We start from the raw sequence: 17365 nt of genomic DNA, 5'->3' as shown, positions 1-17365 counted from the left end.
AACCAGGATAGGCTGATCATTGACCTCTTCTTCAGCTCCTGTGATTCCACCCAGAACAATACCAGCCAAAGCCAACCGCAAAACCCACCAATATTAGAGAGTCAGCACTCAAGCGGAAGATCCTATTGAAGAAAGATCCACCGTGTCAGCCACCTCATTGATAATACTTGAGTAAATTGGTTAACTATTCAAAAAATGATCGGGCCTGCCTGTGTTTCATTCTGACCGCCTTCAGCCTTGCCGCTATCTACAACTGCCGGAGCCAGAGTTTCTGTCCCGCGTTCAACCGCGGCCGTTGAACAATCCTCGCTTACTGCAGTTAAACCAACCACTGGCCCAACAACTCGGGCTCTCAGAGCGAGACTTCGACGGGATCAACTTCGCCGACCACCTTGCCACTCCATCACTTCCTGAACCGATCCAAGGTTTTGCCAGCGCTTACTCCGGTCACCAATTCGGCCAATTCAATCCCACCCTTGGCGACGGGCGGGCGATGTTTGTCGGCGAGATCCACGACCTCAACGGCGTTTCTCACGAACTGCAGCTTAAGGGCAGCGGCCCTACACCCTTCTCCCGAGGCTTTGACGGTCGCGCGGTTATCCGCTCGGTTGTCCGCGAGTATCTGGCCAGTGAGGCGATGGAGGGCTTGGACATCCCAACAACTCGAGCCCTGGCAATCGCGATTAGCGACACACCGGTTTTTCGCGAACAACCCGAGCAGGCGGCGATTATGATTCGAACCGCCCCCAGCCATCTGCGCTTTGGCAGTTTTGAGCACTTTTACAGCCGCGGCATGCTTGATCATTTGCGCCGCTTAAGCGACTTTTGCATCGATCACTACTTTCCCGAGTGCCGAACCGAGGCCGCCCCCTATGCGGCCTGGTTCGAAGCGGTTGTTCAGCGTACCGCCCGGCTGATGGCCCAGTGGCAAGCCGTAGGCTTCTGTCATGGCGTCATGAACACCGATAACTTTTCCATTCTCGGGCTCACTCTCGACTACGGACCTTACGGTTTTCTTGATCAGTACGACCCGGAGCATATTTGCAATCACTCCGATGGCGAAGGTCGCTATGCCTATCAACGTCAGCCCGGCATCGGTTATTGGAACTGCCTCTGTCTAGCCCAAGCGTTGTCACCCTTGCTAGACAGCACGCAGATTGAGAACGCCCTAGCGCAATATGAAGCCGAGTTGCAATCGAGCTACCTGAGCTTGATGCGGGCCAAGCTAGGACTCAGCGATAGCACCGATACGGACAAGGTCGACGCCGATAATCAACTGATCCGCTCGCTACTCGATCTATTAACCGACCAGCCGCTAGACTACAGTCGATTCTTCCGCGGCCTGAGTTATCTGCACCAACCTGAACCACCCACAGACCTTGACGACTGGTTGATACAAACAGCCGACCCCGAGGCGGTAAAACGATGGTTATCCCATTACCAGCAACACTTATCGCACTACGAACAACCCAACCTAGCAGCCGAGCGTGCGGACAACATGGCCGCCACCAATCCCAAATTTATCTTACGTAATCACCTGGCCCAACAGGCAATCGAAAAGGCTGAACAAGGTGATAACACCGAGCTAGAACGTATGACTCACCTGCTGCAGCGACCGTTTGACGAACACCCAAGATTTGAACAATACGCCGCCCCCAGTCCCGACTGGGCCAAATCGATCTGCGTCAGTTGCTCCTCCTGACAACCGTAAACAGCCGGTTCAGCATTGAATTGCGGACAGTTACATTCCACAAAGCCGAGCCCCAACCTTCTATTCGTTAACAGTTAACTAATATATCCGGGCTCGTGATTGGCGAATTATTCAATATGTTGGCTAGAATCAAGAAGATCCCGTTATCACTATCCAGGCAGAATTTATGACGGAAATCACCAGGTCAGGCGACGCTGACGATGAGCTGGTTTTTATGGAAGAAGACCCCACTGAAGTATCTGCCGAGCAGTCTGCTACCTGGCGAATACTGATCGCCGACGACGACGAGACTGTTCATAGCTCGACTCTTTACGCCCTTGGCAACGTTACGATTCTCAACCGTCGACTCGAATTCCTCCACGCTTACTCAGCGGCAGAAGCCCGCCAACTGCTAGAACAGCACTCCGACATAGCCGCGGTCTTACTGGACGTGGTGATGGAGCGTGACGATGCCGGCTTAAAACTGGTGCAGCAGATTCGTCAAGAGCTGAAACTGGAAGATGTCCGACTGATTCTACGAACCGGCCAGCCCGGATACGCACCTGAAATCGATGTCATCCGTGATTACGACATCAATGATTACAAGACCAAGGCCGAGCTCACCCGCACCAAACTCTATACCACCTTGACGGCGGCGCTACGCTCCTATCTTCAGATACGCACCATCAACGCCAATCGCAAAGGCCTTGACCTGATTGTCAGCAGTAGCTCGGCGTTAATAGCCACCCACAGCCTACAAGACTTCGCCAACAGCGTGATTGCCCAGTTAGCTACGCTGCTCGGCTGTGAGGCCGATGGAGTAGTCAGCGCTCGCACAACCAAACTCGGTGATACGTCCCCTAGCTATCGCGTCGTCACGGCCACCAGCCAATACCGGCAAAGTATCGACCAGTCGATCGAAGAGTTACCCCAAGACGTCATGCGTGATTCTATGATCCACTGTTTTGAGCAGCGTCGCAGCCAGTACACTGAAGAGCGGATCACACTATTTTTCCCCTGCAGCACCGGTCGAGATATGTGCGTCTACTTACGGACGACAAAACTGCCGGATAGCCATTTTCGAGCCCTGCTGGAGGTATTCTGCAGCAACATTTCGGTATGCCTGAACAACCTGTCTTTATTCGGCAACCTCAAACACCAGGCCTATTATGACCAACTGCTGCTGTTGCCCAACAGACACCACCTGCTCGAACAGGTCGACCGGGTTGTCGCCGATAAGGGCGCAGGCTCGCTGGCCATGATGCTGGTCGATATCGACCACTTCTCCGAGCTAAACCACGCCCTCGGCCACCAATACGGCGATCAATTGCTGCGCCAGGTCAGCCAACGACTGCAGAAATTCTGCCGCCCCTCTCTGTTTCTGGCTCGAATAACCAGCGATATCTTCGCCATTTTCGGCCCCTCTGCGGAGATGCCTGCAGAAAAAATCCAGCGACTATTCAGCAAACATTTCACCATCGAAGGTAACGAACAAACCCTTTCCGCTACCTTCGGCCTGGCCCAGATCAGTGAGGTCGATGGCGGCGGCCAAGGCGCGCTAAAGGCGGCCAGCACGGCTTTAAATCAGGCCAAACAGACCCAGCGAGGACAGCTTGGTGTCTACACCCGTCAAATGGGGCTGGAGATTCAGTCCCGGGTCAAAATGCTTCAGGATCTCAGACTCAGCTTCGAGCACCAGCGTCTCTACCTTCATTACCAGCCTCAGGTATCACTACCGGATGGCAAGCCGGTCGGTTGCGAGGCCTTGATACGCTGGCGTGATGACCAGGGGCGGTATATCCCTCCGGATGTTTTTATACCGCTGGCTGAGCGGTCCGGCATTATTGCCACCATCGGCGAGTGGGTGATGCGCACTGCCTTCTCACAGGCTCACCTGTTGCACCGATCAGGTTTTACCCGGCTACGAATGGCCGTCAACGTATCCGTGATTCAGTTCCGCTCCGGAGGTTTTCTCGAAACACTCGACCGAGCGCTGCTCGACAGCGGCGTCAACCCGGAGTTGATCGAGCTAGAGATCACCGAATCTGTCGCCATGCTCGAAGCTGACTATCTACTGGACATGCTGAAACAGATCAAATCTCGCGGTGTGCAGGTGGCGATAGATGACTTCGGCACCGGTTTTTCATCGCTATCCTACCTGCAACGTTTGAGCATCGATCGCCTGAAGATCGACCGCGCTTTCGTTGATCAGCTGTGCGAGTCCCAAGATTCGCGCAGCATTGCAGAAATGGTGATCGAGCTGAGCCACAGTCTCAACCTGCAGGTGATCGCCGAAGGGGTCGAAGAACAACAGCAGGCTGAGCGGCTAGCCGAGCTCGGCTGCCATGAAGCTCAAGGCTACTTCTATGCCAAGCCGATGGAAGCCGATGCACTGCTGCGCTGGTTGATGAATCAAGAGCCGGGTAACACCCAACGGAATACGTCAGCATGAGATTAACGATACGACAGGCTCTGTTAACGATCAGCACAGTCAGTTTGATGCTACTGCAAGGCTGTGGCGAACCCGAGCCGATTAAAATCGGTTTTATCGGCGGCACTTCGGGTCGTGTCGCCGACTTGGGCGTTAATGGTAGAAATGCAGCTATCTTAGCCACCGAGCAGGTCAATGCTTCCGGCGGTATCAACGGTCATCCAATCGAGCTATTGATCCGTGATGATCAGCAGAACCCGAAGCTCGCCGCCAAACATGCCAGTGAACTGACCCGGTTACCCGTCACCGCGATTATCGGTCCGATGACCAGCGCCATGGCCATGGTGGTCGAGCCCATTGCGACGGCCTCAGGAACACTGGTGATGGGGACAACGGTCACCACCAATAACCTGACAGGACGCGACGACCTGTTCTTCCGAACCCTGGCCGCCACCCGCCACAATGCGTCACACCATGCCCGTTACCAACTCAACCAGGGCATCCGCAGCTTCTCGTTAATAATGGACACCCGCAACCGTGCCTACACCCAGAGCTGGGTGGATGACTTCTCCGATGCCTTCAAAGCCGGAGGCGGCACCATCATCAAGGTCATCCCTTTCGTCTCCTCCACCCACGCCCCCTTCCCGGAACTGGCACGGCAACTAGTCGACACCCAGGCCCAAGGCATCGGGCTGGTCAGCAACTCGGTCGATGCCGCCTTGCTGATCCAACATATCCGTAAAAATGACAGCCAAGTACAGATCCTGACATCGGAATGGGCCGGCACCGAACGCCTGATCGAGTTGGGCGGACAGGCGACCGAGGGGATCTTTGTATCCCAATACCTGGATAGAAGTAGCAAGGCGAGCAAATACCTGAACTTTCGAGATGCCTTTCTGAACCGCTTTGGGCAGGAGCCGGGATTCCCGGCGCTGGTGAGCTACAACGCAACCCAGATTCTATTCGAAGCGATACGACGCCAACGCCAAGGTGAAAGCCTGAAGCAAACCTTGCTGCGTATCCGCTCCTTCGAAGGGGTGCAGAAACCTATCCGCTTCGATGATTACGGTGATACCACAAACCGCACCTACATCACCCAGGTAATCAACGGTCGATTCCGGGTGGTAGAGTAACCCATGATTCAGTGGCGAATGAGCCAGGTGCTGTCTTTGCAGATCGCACTGATTACCGCCTTTCCGTTGATCGCACTGGCGCTGATATCGTACTTATGGGTAATCCCGCAGATTCGGGCCGATGTCGAATCGGGGCACCAGGATATCGCCCACGCAGTGGCTGCCAATCTCGAGGGGCGTCTTGGCGGTGCCGAACACGAACTCACCTCGATCGCTAATTACCTGAAGGGACGACTGCCACGCCGCGCTGGCACATGGCAGCCGCTGCTGGATGCCCATATCGGCGACAGCGATATCTACGAGTCGATCTCCATCATCGACAACCGCGGCATCACATTGGAGATCGGCCTACCCCCAAAGCGCCAAGCCGAACGGGATACCTATCTGGGTGTCGATATATCCCGCAAGGCGTTCTATCGACGCTCACGCGGTCTTCACAGTCGTGTGTGGTCAAACACCTATCTGTCAGCAACCTCCGGAGATCTGGCTGTCGCCATCGCCATCCCGATCGATGCCGACTTTTCTCTGGTAGCCGAACTTTCGCTTAGCGAACTATCCGAGATCTCATCCCATCAGAGTAACAACTCGCACCTGAGCACCATGCTCATCGATCGCAATGCGCAGCTGATCTCCCACCCAGATCCCAACCTTACCGGTCAGCAACTGAGCCTGCGAAACCTCAACATCGTCACCCAGGGTCTGAAGGACGGTCTCTCGACCGAAGAGTTCAGGTTCCAGAATCAACAGCTGATCGGATCCTCGGTCGTCGTCCCCAAGCTCGGTTGGTTGGTGCTGGTGTCCCAGGCAAAACAACACGCCTATCGCTTTGTCTGGCTGGCCACCGAAGCTGCTATCGCTGCCTGCGTACTGGCCTTGCTGGCAGCCCTGATCAGCGGCGTACTGCTGGCACGGGGGCTGAGCCGACGGATCAAGCACTACTCTGATAACGCCCACCAACTGGCCAGCGGCAATTATGAACTGCGCTGGCCTGAAATCCATGTTGCCGAATTCACCGACTTAAGCCGGCACCTACAGGCGATGGCAGCGGCGATTCAACAGCGTGAGCGTGAGCTGAGCAACAGCGAAATCAGCCTGCGAGCCACCATGGAGCAAACACCCAATGTCGCAATCCAATGGTTTGATGACAAAGGGAGGGTCCTGTACTGGAACACCGCTTCTGAACGGCTCTACAAGTTCGACCGAGACGACGTGATCGGTAAAGACCTGAACCATCTGCGCTACAGCCAGCAACAGCAGCTGGCGTTCTTTCGCGATCAGCAGGCGCTGTATCAAAACGGTGGGACCATCGGTCCCAAGGAATGCGAAATCACCTGCAAGGACGGCTCAGTGGTCAATGTACTCTCGACCCTGTTTCTGATTCCGGGGCTGGAGGATTCGCCACCGCGCACTGCGGTAATGGATATCGATCTATCGGAGCTACGCCTAGTCGAGCGAACACTCCGCGAGCGGGAGCAGCGTTACCGAGCCCTGATCCAGCAGAGTCCCGTGGCAGTCATCGAATGGGACCTCAACGGCAATGTACGGGAGTGGAACGAATCTGCCGAGGAGATCTTCGGCTACCCGCGCGAGCTCGCCCTAGGCAAGCCGATGATGTTCATCGTACCGCCGGAGGAACAAGACCGGATGGAAGGCGTGATGGCAACCCTGCTCGCCAACATCGGCGGTTATCGCAGCGAGATCAACAATATTACCGCCAGCGGTCGAATCATTACCTGCCAGTGGTACAACCAGCCCATTGAGGACAACAAGGGCGATGTCATCGCGATCATGAGCTCGATCGACGATGTCAGTGAACGCAAGCGGATGGAAGCCAAGCTGCGCAGCAGCGAGCAGAAATTTATCTCGTTTTTCGATTCATCCCCAGTGGCGATGTCGGTTTCCTATTTCTCCAATACCCCCCGGTTCCTCAACTGCAACGACGCCTGGTGCCGACTGCTGGGGATCAGCCGCAGCAGCGCCATCGGCCACACCAGCGATGATCTGGGTATCTGGCCGGACCCGATCAAACGCCAACAGATCGCCGAAACACTGCTTGCTCAAGGGCAGGTCGACGACTTTGAAATCGAGATGATGAAACAGGACGGCAGCATCATCAGCTGCAATATCTCGGCCCGGGTCCTACAGGTAGGAGGTGAGCACCTGGTACTCCGGTCCTACCAGGATATAACCCATAAACTGCAGGCACAGCGCGAAATTCACGAGCTCAATCAATCACTGGAAACCCGGGTTCTGGAGCGCACCAGCGAACTGGCTCAAATCAATGAGGAGCTGCAGAGCGCGCTCCGAAGTCTGGAGCTGGCTCAAGACGAGCTGGTTCGTTCCGAAAAGCTGGCAGCACTGGGGTCGCTGGTGGCAGGCATCGCTCACGAACTCAACACCCCGATCGGCAACTCGCTGATGGCCGCCACCACGCTGGAAGAACACACCCGCTCGCTGGAGCAGGATTTTGAACAGGGCTCGTTAAAACGCTCGAGCCTGGAGCGCTTTGTCGATGATGCCCGTGCTGGCTGCACCATTGTTGAACATAACCTGCATAAAGCCTCTGAACTGGTCAGCAGTTTCAAACAGGTGGCGATCGACCAGACCAGCTCCCAACGACGTCAGTTCAAGCTGCATGAGGTGGTCAATGAGATCGCTGTGACCCTGGCACCGACGCTGAAGAAGACCCCCTTTGAGCTTCACTGCAACATCCCGGACAACCTACAGCTCGACAGCTATCCGGGACCCCTGGGCCAAATTTTGACCAACCTGATCAACAACTCACTGTTACACGGCTTCGACGGACGCAGCCAGGGGCGCATCGAGGTTACTGCCCGAGCACAGGGTGAGTCACAAGTCGAACTTAGTGTCAGCGACAACGGCTGCGGGATTGCTCCGGATGATATCGGCAAAGTATTTGACCCCTTCTTCACCTCAAAACTGGGCAAAGGTGGCTCCGGACTCGGACTCAACATCGTCCACAACCTGACCAACCAGGTGTTGGGCGGCAGCATAGAGCTCGATAGCCAGGTCGGGTGCGGTACCCGCATGATCCTGACCCTACCGTTAACCGCCCCCATCTCAGATGTGCAGGAACCGGGACTCCCGCTCTGATTATGGATCAGATCAAACAGCAATCGACTGAATCAACGCTGCTGTCGTATTGACTCGGCCGAGCTGCCAACAAACAGCAACAGCAAAAATTGACAATTTTAAAAATCCTCTACTAAAGTCCTAGTAGGTGGCGCCGATGAAGTTTAATGAGGCCAAACCGATAACGCGCCTGCGTTGGAACGGGTTCAACGGACTGAGCTGGAGAGGGGGGAGTAGAATCCATGAACAGCTATTATGAGGATCAGGACGACGAGAAAGTCTGCGTTCTGTCCAACAACTAAAACCAAAAACGGCGTTGAGGCTGTAAACCCAACGCCGTTTTTGTCGACCTGACTAACCTGAATCCTGGCGAGCCTTGTCAGTGCAATGTCACCCCGATCAGGCGAATCTGATCCCTGAGACTATCGAATAGATCCCGAACGTCGCTCAGTGGCCGCAATCCATAATCGAGCGGATCCTGCGGCTTATCGTACCAACACAGCGTCGCAACCCGGGTCATCAGATCGAACTCTCCCAGCAGCGCATCCAGATAGATCATCACGGCTTCAACGGCCGGGTTACCGTCCATAGTGTCCAGCTCGTCAAGATAGATCGACAGATGAAACTCTCCGGCCTCTAGCCGATGACTGAACCAGAACTGCTCGATAGCGTAGTCGTCATCACCCACCCGAATACATTCCGGCAGGGGGTCGTGACGATTATTGAACGCTATCACCTGCACACCATCCATCAACGGTGCGGCATCAACCAGACTGAGCACAGCAGCGATCGACTGGGCATATCCATCGCAACCGATAATCATCTCGATTCGGTTATTGGACTCGTTCCGCTCAAAATGGAAGGTCAGATTGCCGTCGATCCGTTTCAGTTGCTTCTCATAGTGATTCAGCAACCCGTGTGCACGACTCTCATCGGTCTCCTGCAGCAAGGCTTCGATGGTACTGACAACTTCACACCAGAATTCGGTGATTTTTTCGTAATTCGGAATCATCGCGGCTTAGGTGCGTGGAACGACAACGCCGGTCTGGCCCATATACTTGCCGTTGCGATCCTTATACGAGGTTTCGCAGACCTCATCAGCCCCCAGGAACAGCATCTGAGCGACTCCTTCGTTGGCATAGATCTTTGCCGGCAGCGGCGTCGTATTGGAGAACTCCAACGTCACATGACCTTCCCACTCCGGTTCCAGCGGAGTGACGTTGACGATGATACCGCAGCGAGCATAGGTGCTCTTACCCAGGCAGATCGTCAGTACATCGCGCGGAATCTTGAAGTATTCCACGGTACGCGCCAACGCAAAGGAGTTTGGCGGAATGATACAGACGTCAGAAACCACATCGACAAAGCTCTGATGATCGAAGTCTTTAGGATCCACCATTGAGGAGTTGATGTTGGTGAAGATCTTGAACTCGTTGGCACAGCGGACATCGTAACCATAGCTGGAGGTGCCGAAGGATACGATACGCTCACCATCACGGCTCCGAACCTGGCCCGGTTCAAAGGGCGCAATCATGTCCTGTTCCAGCGCCGCTTTTCGGATCCAAGTGTCTGATTTGATACCCATAATGCTAATTCAATCCCAACTGTATTTGATAAAGACCCGGACAAACCGGGCTATGATACCTGCAATGCAACAAAAAAACCGCACTTTTCCGAAGCGGTGCGGTTTTATAGGGCTGCCGCATCGGCAGCCAGGTCGGTGTCAGGCCAGAGGTTAGTCGTTCTGGACCACGATCTCCGGGAATACATTGGCGTAATTCTTGGCCCGAGCCGCCAACGACGCCGCCAGTTTCAGCGCGATCTCACGATAGAACCCTGCCTCGGCGGATTCCGGCTCATTGACGACGGTCGGATGTCCGGCATCGGCCTGCTCACGGATTGACAGCTTCAAAGGCAGACGCCCCAGCAGATCAACCTGATATTTCTCAGCAATCTGCTCACCGCCGCCCTCGCCGAATATCGGCTCGCTATGGCCACACTGACTACAGGTATGCAGGCTCATGTTTTCAACAATCCCCAGTACCGGAACATCGACCTTGCGGAACATCTCGATTCCCTTCTTGGCATCGAGCAGCGCGATATCCTGCGGCGTAGTGACGATAACCGCACCGGTCAGCGGGGCTTTTTGAGACAAAGTCAGTTGGATATCACCGGTTCCCGGGGGCATATCGACAAACAGGTAGTCGAGGTCATTCCAGAGCGTCTGAGTCAACATCTGCTGCAGTGCGCCGCTGACCATCGGGCCCCGCCAGACCATCGGTTGGTCCTCGTCAACCAGCAGGCTCATCGACATCGCCTGTAGCCCCAGAGCCTGCACCGGATACATCGCATTATCGGCTGGTTGAGGCTTGGTTCCCGGCTCGATACCCAGCATCCGCCCCTGACTCGGGCCATAGATATCGGCATCCAGAATACCGACTCGTGCCCCTTCAGCCGCCATCGCCAAGGCCAGGTTGACGGTTGTAGTGGACTTGCCTACTCCACCCTTGCCTGAAGCAACGGCGATAATGTTGCGGACATTTTCCAGGCTCTTGAGGTTATTCTGAGCCCGGTGAGCGACAACCTTACTATCGAGTTCCAACTCCAGCTTTTCGATTCCGTTGACCGACAGCGCCAGATCTCTGAGTTGCGGCACCATCTCATCGCAGATCGACTTAACCGGATACCCCAACTCCAGCAACAGCTTGCAGACCGATCCGTCGACCTCAAGCGATTTGATCGCCCGGGCCTGTTTCAGGGTCTGCTGGCTGAAGGGCGGAACATAGTCAGAAAATACGGTTTGAAGCTGCGCCTGCAGTGTTGCACTCATCTGTATCCTCACAGACCGGGGTATACCCCGGCAAAAACCAACCAAAAAAGTCAACTATAACGAATCAACCCGATGACGTCATCTACGCCACGACGGCCAATTTGATTCAGATCACCGCCTGACCAGAAATACGCCGCTCTCTTTATGATGGGTGTACGGGAACTGATCAAACAGCGCCAGCCTAGCGATTCGATGGGTCTGGGTCAGCTGCTTCAGATCACGCACCAGGGTTTCCGGGTTACAGGAGATATAGAGAATGGCTTGATACCCCTGTACCAGAGTGCGGGTTCCATCATCCAGCCCTGCCCGGGGAGGATCGACCAACACCGTGGAGAAATCGTAGCTATCCAGGTCAACCTCACGCAGACGCCGGAACGGCCTTACCTTGTTTATCGCCTGGGTGAACTCTTCGCTGGAAAGCCGTGCGATCGTGACATTGTCGATGCCATTACGCTCCAGATTGAAATGCGCCGAATTGACCGACACCTTGGCGATTTCGGTAGCCAAAACCCGGTCGAAACGATCGCTCAACGCCAACGTGAAGTTGCCATTGCCGCAATACAGCTCCAACAGATCACCACCGGCCTGTTGCGTGACATCGCGAGCCCAGTTCAGCATCTCAATGTTGATCGCCGCATTGGGCTGGGTAAAGCTGTTTTCTACCTGCTGGTACTCCAAAGCGACACCGTCTAAAGGCAGCCTTTCAACGACCCAGTCGTGATCCAATACCAGCTTCTGTTTCCGCGAGCGGCCGATAATTTCGACCGACAACTGTTGCTGCAGCTCGGTTGCCGCATCAATCCAATCCTGCTCTAAGGGCCGGTGATACAGCAGCGTAACCAGCAGCTCACCGCTGAGAGTCGAAAGGAAATCGATTTGAAATAATCGCTTGCGCAAACAAGGTTGAGGCTTGATGAGTTCCAGCAGCTCGAACATGGTCTGCTCGATCCGTTCCGACACCATCGGACAGCTATCCAGGCGGATCGGCCGACGCTTATCACCGGGTTCGAACATGGCATAAAAGATATCATCGCCTTCGTGCCAAACTCGAAACTCGGCCCGTTGACGATAATGACTGGGTGGAGATGGAAAGACTTCCAGCTCAGGTGGTGAAAACGGGCCAAACAGACTCTTCATCTGCTCGGCTTTTTCCGCCAGCTGTTGTTGGTATTGCTCGGGGGCGACAGCGTCTATGTTCATGCAGCAGGAATTCGGCAAAAAACGCGCATTCTAACAGCTGCATGGGTCTAGGGTCACGAAGAGGGTGACTCAAGTTCCTCGAACTGGAGCCCAGCCAGCTCCCGCCACCGCTCGACCCGATCCAGCAGCCCTAGTTGCTGCAGATAGGTCTTATCCAATGGCTGAACCGGGTAGAGTTTAGCGCCATCGCGCATTTCATGAACCAGCGCATTGGCCACATGAACCGCCGTAACCGGGCTCCATTTGGCAGATACAAGCTGTCCCGGTGTCTGATGCATCAGTACCGCCTCGACGATAACCGGCGGTATCTTCCAGAGCCCTAAAATATACGCCCCCGCCTCGGCATGGGTTGCCCCGAACAGCACCCGCTCCACTTCCGGTAACGTACGCCCCTTCCGACGGCAGTAATCGATCGCCTTGTCGTACTTTTGAAAGCCGGTGTTGGCCAGCACCAGAATGCCGAAGCTATGCAGCAGACCTCCGATAAAGGCCTGGTCCGCCAATTCACGTCCCTCGCCCTCTTCAAGCATGATCTCCCGCGCTAGTCTGGCGACCGCCACCGAATGATCACGCACCTTTTCCAGGCTGAGTTCACCACCCGGGCTCGCTTCCAGATCGGCTCCGAACACATGGGTTGCCAGCACCACATCCCTGATCTGCCTAAGCCCCAACAGCGTGACCGCCTGCTCCAGACTGGCAACGCGACGTCGCAACCCGAAGAAGGCCGAATTCACCAGATGCAGGAGTTTCGCGGCGATCGCCATGTCCTGCTCTATAATCGCCGTGACCGTGGCCGCATCACTATCTTCCTGACGCAGCGCCCGACTCAATTCATGGTAGACCGTCGGCGGGGAGGGCAATCGACCTATCCGACCGATCGCCTGCTTGACCCGGTCCGAGGTAATGATCGACTGAACCTTGCAGCTGTGCTCTATCGCCTCCTTCAGAGTATCGATATCACAAGGCTTATTCAGTAGCTGGTGGGCCAGGTCTGTAGCTTCTACCGAGGAGCTCATACTGGCATATCCGGTCAGTACGATGCGGGCGACACCGGGGGCCACATTGACCGCATGCGACATCAGCTCAGCGCCATTCATCCCCGGCATCTGCATGTCGGTGACCAGTACATCAAAAGACTCGGCTTCGAGCTTTTCCAGCGCCTGCGCCCCGGAATCACAGAACGTCATATCCCAATGATCCCGCTGCTGACGAAACAAGCGACGGTAACCGTCCAAAACATTGGTGTCGTCATCAACGAACAACACCCGCCTTCTGGGCGTTTCTGAGATTGGTTGTCTTTCGGCCATCACAGGCTCCCTGTCTGCTGCAAGGGATTGCAGCTGCGCTGCTGAACTTCCTTGTCGATATTCATCCCGTTAACCACCTCTGCTCGTTAGCATTTCGAGTCTCGAAACACCCATTGGTCGGCAAAGACTTGCGCTGAGCCTACCCTAACCGGAGCGGATTTGTAACTCCCGACGAACAGTATACAATTCGCCCACTATAGCGGCAGTGGGTGCCATCTGCCGCGTCCAATTCAGGTCCTTAATTACAGCGTTTTTCTATGTCCAGCTCACCCCGTAAAATTCTCGTCACCAGCGCCCTGCCCTACGCCAACGGCTCGATTCACCTGGGCCATCTACTTGAGTATATCCAGACCGACATCTGGGTAAGATTCCAGAAAAGCCGCGGTGAGCAGTGTACCTATGTCTGCGCCGACGACGCCCACGGCACTGCGATTATGCTCAAAGCTGAGCAACAGGGGATCACACCGGAGGAGCTGATCGCCCAGGTCAGTGCCGAGCACCAGGCAGACTTCGCCGAGTTCTTTGTCGGTTTTGACAACTACCACTCGACCCACTCGGAAGAGAACCGCGAGCTGTCTGCGCTGATTTATCAGCGCTGCAAGGAAGCCGGGCATATTGCCAGCCGCACCATCACCCAGGCTTACGATCCTGAAAAACAGCTGTTCCTGGCTGACCGCTTTATCAAAGGCACCTGTCCAAAATGTAAGGCCGAAGACCAGTACGGTGACAACTGTGAAGCCTGTGGCGCGACCTATTCTCCATCGGAGCTGATCGACCCTCGTTCGGCCATCTCCGGGGCAACCCCTGTCGACAAAGAGTCGGAGCACTTTTTCTTCAAGCTGCCCGATTTCACTGAGATGCTGAAGCAGTGGACCCGTTGCGGCACCCTGCAGGATGAGATCGCCAATAAACTGTCCGAATGGCTGGATTCCGGTCTGCAGGAGTGGGATATCAGCCGCGACGCACCCTACTTTGGTTTTGAAATCCCAGGGGAGCCCGGCAAGTACTTCTACGTCTGGCTCGATGCGCCGATCGGCTATATGGCCAGCTTCAAGAACCTGTGCGATCGAACGCCGGGGCTGGAGTTTGATGACTACTGGGGATCCGGTTCTCGAGCAGAGCTGTACCATTTTATCGGCAAGGACATTATCAACTTCCATGCACTGTTCTGGCCGGCGATGCTGAGCTGCTCAGGCTTCCGTACCCCCTCCGCGGTGCACGCCCACGGTTTCCTGACCGTGAACGGCAAGAAGATGTCAAAATCTCGCGGCACCTTTATCAAGGCCCGCACTTATCTGGAGCATCTGGATCCGGAGTATCTGCGCTATTACTTTGCCGCCAAACTGAACAACCGGGTCGAGGATCTAGATCTGAATCTGGATGACTTCCTGCTGCGGGTCAATTCCGACCTGATCGGCAAGGTGGTCAATATCGCCAGTCGTAGCGCCGGTTTCATTACCAAGAAGTTCGATGGCCGACTGGCCGATCAGTGCAGCGAACCCGAGCTGATCCAACAATTTATCGATGCCGGTGCCGATATCGCCACCCTCTACGAAAATCGTGAATTCGGCAAGGCGGTCAAACTGATCATGCAGCTGGCTGATCAGGCCAACGAGTATATCCACCACAAAGAGCCCTGGGTGCTGGCCAAGCAGGCAGGAAAAGAAGCCGAAGTTCAGGCGGTCTGCTCGGTGGGCATCAACCTATTCCGGATCCTGATGGTCTATCTGAAGCCGGTACTGCCGAAGATGACCGCCGAAGCCGAGCGTTTCCTTGATGACCGCTTGGATTGGTCGGCGCTTGATCGAGTCCTGACCGATCACCAGATCAACAAGTTCAAGCCGCTGATGACCCGGGTCGAACAGGACAAGATCGACGCCATGATCGAAGCCTCCAAAGAGGTGCTGGCCCAGGAACAGCAAGCCCAGCCTGTGGCACAAGGACCGCTGGCCGATGAGCCGATCGCCGAACAGATTCAATACCCGGACTTTGCCAAGGTAGATCTGCGGATTGCCCGCATTGCCAAGGCAGAACATGTTGAGGGGGCCGACAAGCTGTTACGTCTCACGCTGGATCTGGGCGGCGAGCAGCGAAATGTGTTCGCTGGGATCAAGTCTGCCTACTCGCCGGAGCAACTGGAGGGCAAGCTGACCGTTATGGTGGCCAATCTGGCACCTCGCAAGATGAAGTTCGGCATGTCCGAGGGCATGGTGCTGGCAGCAGGCCCCGGGGGTGAGGATCTATGGATTCTGGAACCCCACGACGGCGCTCAACCGGGCATGCGGGTCTGCTGATCCGCCACAGCTCTAGCTCTAACTCTAACTCTAGCAATAGTGCTACAGATAACGGGTGATGGCCTCTATCGCCCGTTAATTCTCCAACTGCATAATTTTCCGATTAGATCACGCCGCCGGTAATGCCATACCACAACAACACCCCACCCAACGGCTGACAGAACAACAGCGCGCCTAACAGCAGGCAGCTTCGCTTCATTCGCATCGCCGGTGTACCCCGACGTATACGAGTTCGAAAGGCCACCGGCATCTGCGGCGGCGGATACTCTCCACAACGGCCGATCCGGGCCGCCATCAAGCAAAGATAGAACGCTACAGCCAGCGAAATCAGACCGCTGGTGACAACCAGCCACAACAGCAATCGGCTAATGATTCGCAAGGCTTGCTGCGGGTCGCTATAGAGCATCAACTGGATATCCAGCAATATCTGAGTAATCTGGCCCTGCAGATAAAAATACAACCCGACTGCTACGACTAACAGCAGCAACAGTGCAATCTGAACCTGCACACTACCCTGACGAAACTGAGAATTCTGATCGGTAAGTTGACTAGCCACGGCTGTCAGTTGCCCCTTAGTCGATAGTGAATTACTTTTGCTGGTACACGTTAGCACTTTGATTAATATACGCCTAAATAGTGGCGGGCAAAGAGTTTCACTCAAGATATTTGATGCTATTCTTTGCGGGTACGGAAACCTAGACGCCAATAAGATGCAGGAGAAACCTGACTATGAATGGAATATGCAAGCAGTGGTCAACTCGGATCGCCGCCGTTGGCCTTGCGCTGGTAATGGCCGGATGCTCCAGTAACTCTTATCCTCCCCTTGAAAGTTCCATCGCCAAACAGCCCCTGACCACCGACCCAGACCAATACGATTATCGGGTCGGTCCTGGCGACAGCCTGAATATTTTTGTCTGGCGTAACCCTGAAGTATCACAGGGTGTAACCGTCCGTCCTGACGGTAAGATTACCACCCCTCTGGTTGAAGATATCCCAGTCAGCGGTCTGACCTCGACCGAGATCGCCCGCAAGATAGAAGAACAACTGAGTGTCTATATCAAAGAACCGATTGTCACAGTATTGGTCGGTGGCTTTGTCGGCCCCTACTCCGAGCAGGTTCGCATTATCGGCGAAGCCAGCGAACCTCAGGCACTGGCCTACCGTGAAGATATGACCCTCCTTGACGTTATGATCTCCGTCGGAGGATTGACCGAATTTGCCGACGGTAACGGCGCCAGCGTGGTACGTATCGTCGATGGTGAACAAAAACAGTACGGCATCCGTATCAAGGATCTGATCCAAGGCGGTGACATCAGCGCCAACGTCAACCTGTTGCCGGGAGATATCGTAATCATCCCAGAATCCTGGTTTTAAGAGAGATTAGGCT

The 17365-nt window shown here is 55.1% G+C and carries 12 protein-coding genes; 6 read left to right on the top strand and 6 right to left on the bottom strand.

The annotated features are described in order from the left end of the window. Positions 1-211: 211 nt before the first annotated feature. From DV711_RS01075 to DV711_RS01060, 4 genes are all read left to right on the top strand, one after another. Positions 212-1702 (top strand): protein adenylyltransferase SelO, encoded by a 1491-nt coding sequence (locus DV711_RS01075; protein WP_114693806.1) that lies wholly within the window; start codon positions 212-214, stop codon positions 1700-1702. A 175-nt stretch (positions 1703-1877) separates the two neighbouring features. Beyond that, on the top strand, positions 1878-4142 hold the full coding sequence (locus tag DV711_RS01070; RefSeq protein ID WP_114693805.1) for a bifunctional diguanylate cyclase/phosphodiesterase: 2265 nt from the start codon (positions 1878-1880) through the stop codon (positions 4140-4142). Next, complete coding sequence (locus tag DV711_RS01065) at positions 4139-5254, top strand: ABC transporter substrate-binding protein (protein WP_114693804.1); 1116 nt, start codon at positions 4139-4141, stop codon at positions 5252-5254. Before DV711_RS01070 ends, DV711_RS01065 begins: the two co-directional genes overlap by 4 nt. Positions 5255-5257: 3 nt before the next feature. Continuing rightward, complete coding sequence (locus tag DV711_RS01060; protein WP_114693803.1) at positions 5258-8368, top strand: PAS domain S-box protein; 3111 nt, start codon at positions 5258-5260, stop codon at positions 8366-8368. Between the two features lie 358 nt (positions 8369-8726). Here DV711_RS01060 and DV711_RS01055 read toward each other — a convergent pair whose 3' ends face one another. The 5 genes from DV711_RS01055 to DV711_RS01035 all read right to left on the bottom strand — a co-directional run bounded on the left by DV711_RS01055 (position 8727) and on the right by DV711_RS01035 (position 13684). After that, entirely contained in the window at positions 8727-9359 is a 633-nt protein-coding gene (locus DV711_RS01055; RefSeq protein ID WP_114693802.1) for a hypothetical protein, read from the bottom strand. 6 nt (positions 9360-9365) lie between these two features. After that, positions 9366-9932, bottom strand: coding sequence for a dCTP deaminase (dcd, locus tag DV711_RS01050; protein WP_114693801.1), 567 nt, complete (start codon positions 9930-9932; stop codon positions 9366-9368). Between the two features lie 150 nt (positions 9933-10082). Further along, the gene (gene apbC / locus DV711_RS01045; protein WP_114693800.1) at positions 10083-11177 is read right to left on the bottom strand and encodes an iron-sulfur cluster carrier protein ApbC; all 1095 of its coding nucleotides are present in this window, start codon (positions 11175-11177) and stop codon (positions 10083-10085) included. Between the two features lie 111 nt (positions 11178-11288). Further along, on the bottom strand, positions 11289-12377 hold the full coding sequence (gene trmA, locus DV711_RS01040; protein WP_114693799.1) for a tRNA (uridine(54)-C5)-methyltransferase TrmA: 1089 nt from the start codon (positions 12375-12377) through the stop codon (positions 11289-11291). Between the two features lie 53 nt (positions 12378-12430). Further along, positions 12431-13684, bottom strand: a complete 1254-nt coding sequence (locus DV711_RS01035) for a response regulator (protein ID WP_114693798.1) — start codon at positions 13682-13684, stop codon at positions 12431-12433. Between the two features lie 257 nt (positions 13685-13941). Between DV711_RS01035 and metG the strand changes: the two genes are divergently transcribed. Next, positions 13942-15978 carry a methionine--tRNA ligase gene (gene metG, locus DV711_RS01030; RefSeq protein WP_114693797.1) on the top strand — a complete coding sequence of 679 codons (2037 nt, stop codon included), beginning with the start codon at positions 13942-13944 and terminating at the stop codon, positions 15976-15978. A gap of 103 nt (positions 15979-16081) precedes the next feature. Here metG and DV711_RS01025 read toward each other — a convergent pair whose 3' ends face one another. Then, positions 16082-16534: a hypothetical protein gene (locus DV711_RS01025; protein WP_114693796.1), complete on the bottom strand. Its 453-nt coding sequence runs from the start codon at positions 16532-16534 to the stop codon at positions 16082-16084. Positions 16535-16707: 173 nt separating this feature from the next. On the opposite strand from DV711_RS01025, the gene DV711_RS01020 reads away from it, so the two are divergent. Further along, entirely contained in the window at positions 16708-17352 is a 645-nt protein-coding gene (locus tag DV711_RS01020) for an XrtA/PEP-CTERM system exopolysaccharide export protein (RefSeq protein WP_114693795.1), read from the top strand. Positions 17353-17365 lie beyond the last annotated feature (13 nt).

This window comes from Motiliproteus coralliicola (assembly GCF_003345655.1).
GTDB lineage: Bacteria > Pseudomonadota > Gammaproteobacteria > Pseudomonadales > Balneatricaceae > Motiliproteus > Motiliproteus coralliicola.
This window is presented reverse-complemented; position numbering and strand designations above follow the sequence as displayed.

Excerpts from the sequence above, each read along its gene's own strand:
- DV711_RS01065 (WP_114693804.1), top strand. The coding sequence starts at position 4,139 with ATGAGATTAACGATACGACAGGCTCTGTTAACGATCAGCACAGTCAGT.
- DV711_RS01020 (WP_114693795.1), top strand. The coding sequence starts at position 16,708 with ATGAATGGAATATGCAAGCAGTGGTCAACTCGGATCGCCGCCGTTGGC.
- DV711_RS01060 (WP_114693803.1), top strand. The coding sequence starts at position 5,258 with ATGATTCAGTGGCGAATGAGCCAGGTGCTGTCTTTGCAGATCGCACTG.
- metG (WP_114693797.1), top strand. The coding sequence starts at position 13,942 with ATGTCCAGCTCACCCCGTAAAATTCTCGTCACCAGCGCCCTGCCCTAC.
- DV711_RS01070 (WP_114693805.1), top strand. The coding sequence starts at position 1,878 with ATGACGGAAATCACCAGGTCAGGCGACGCTGACGATGAGCTGGTTTTT.
- DV711_RS01035 (WP_114693798.1), bottom strand. The coding sequence starts at position 13,684 with ATGGCCGAAAGACAACCAATCTCAGAAACGCCCAGAAGGCGGGTGTTG.
- apbC (WP_114693800.1), bottom strand. The coding sequence starts at position 11,177 with ATGAGTGCAACACTGCAGGCGCAGCTTCAAACCGTATTTTCTGACTAT.
- dcd (WP_114693801.1), bottom strand. The coding sequence starts at position 9,932 with ATGGGTATCAAATCAGACACTTGGATCCGAAAAGCGGCGCTGGAACAG.
- trmA (WP_114693799.1), bottom strand. The coding sequence starts at position 12,377 with ATGAACATAGACGCTGTCGCCCCCGAGCAATACCAACAACAGCTGGCG.
- DV711_RS01055 (WP_114693802.1), bottom strand. The coding sequence starts at position 9,359 with ATGATTCCGAATTACGAAAAAATCACCGAATTCTGGTGTGAAGTTGTC.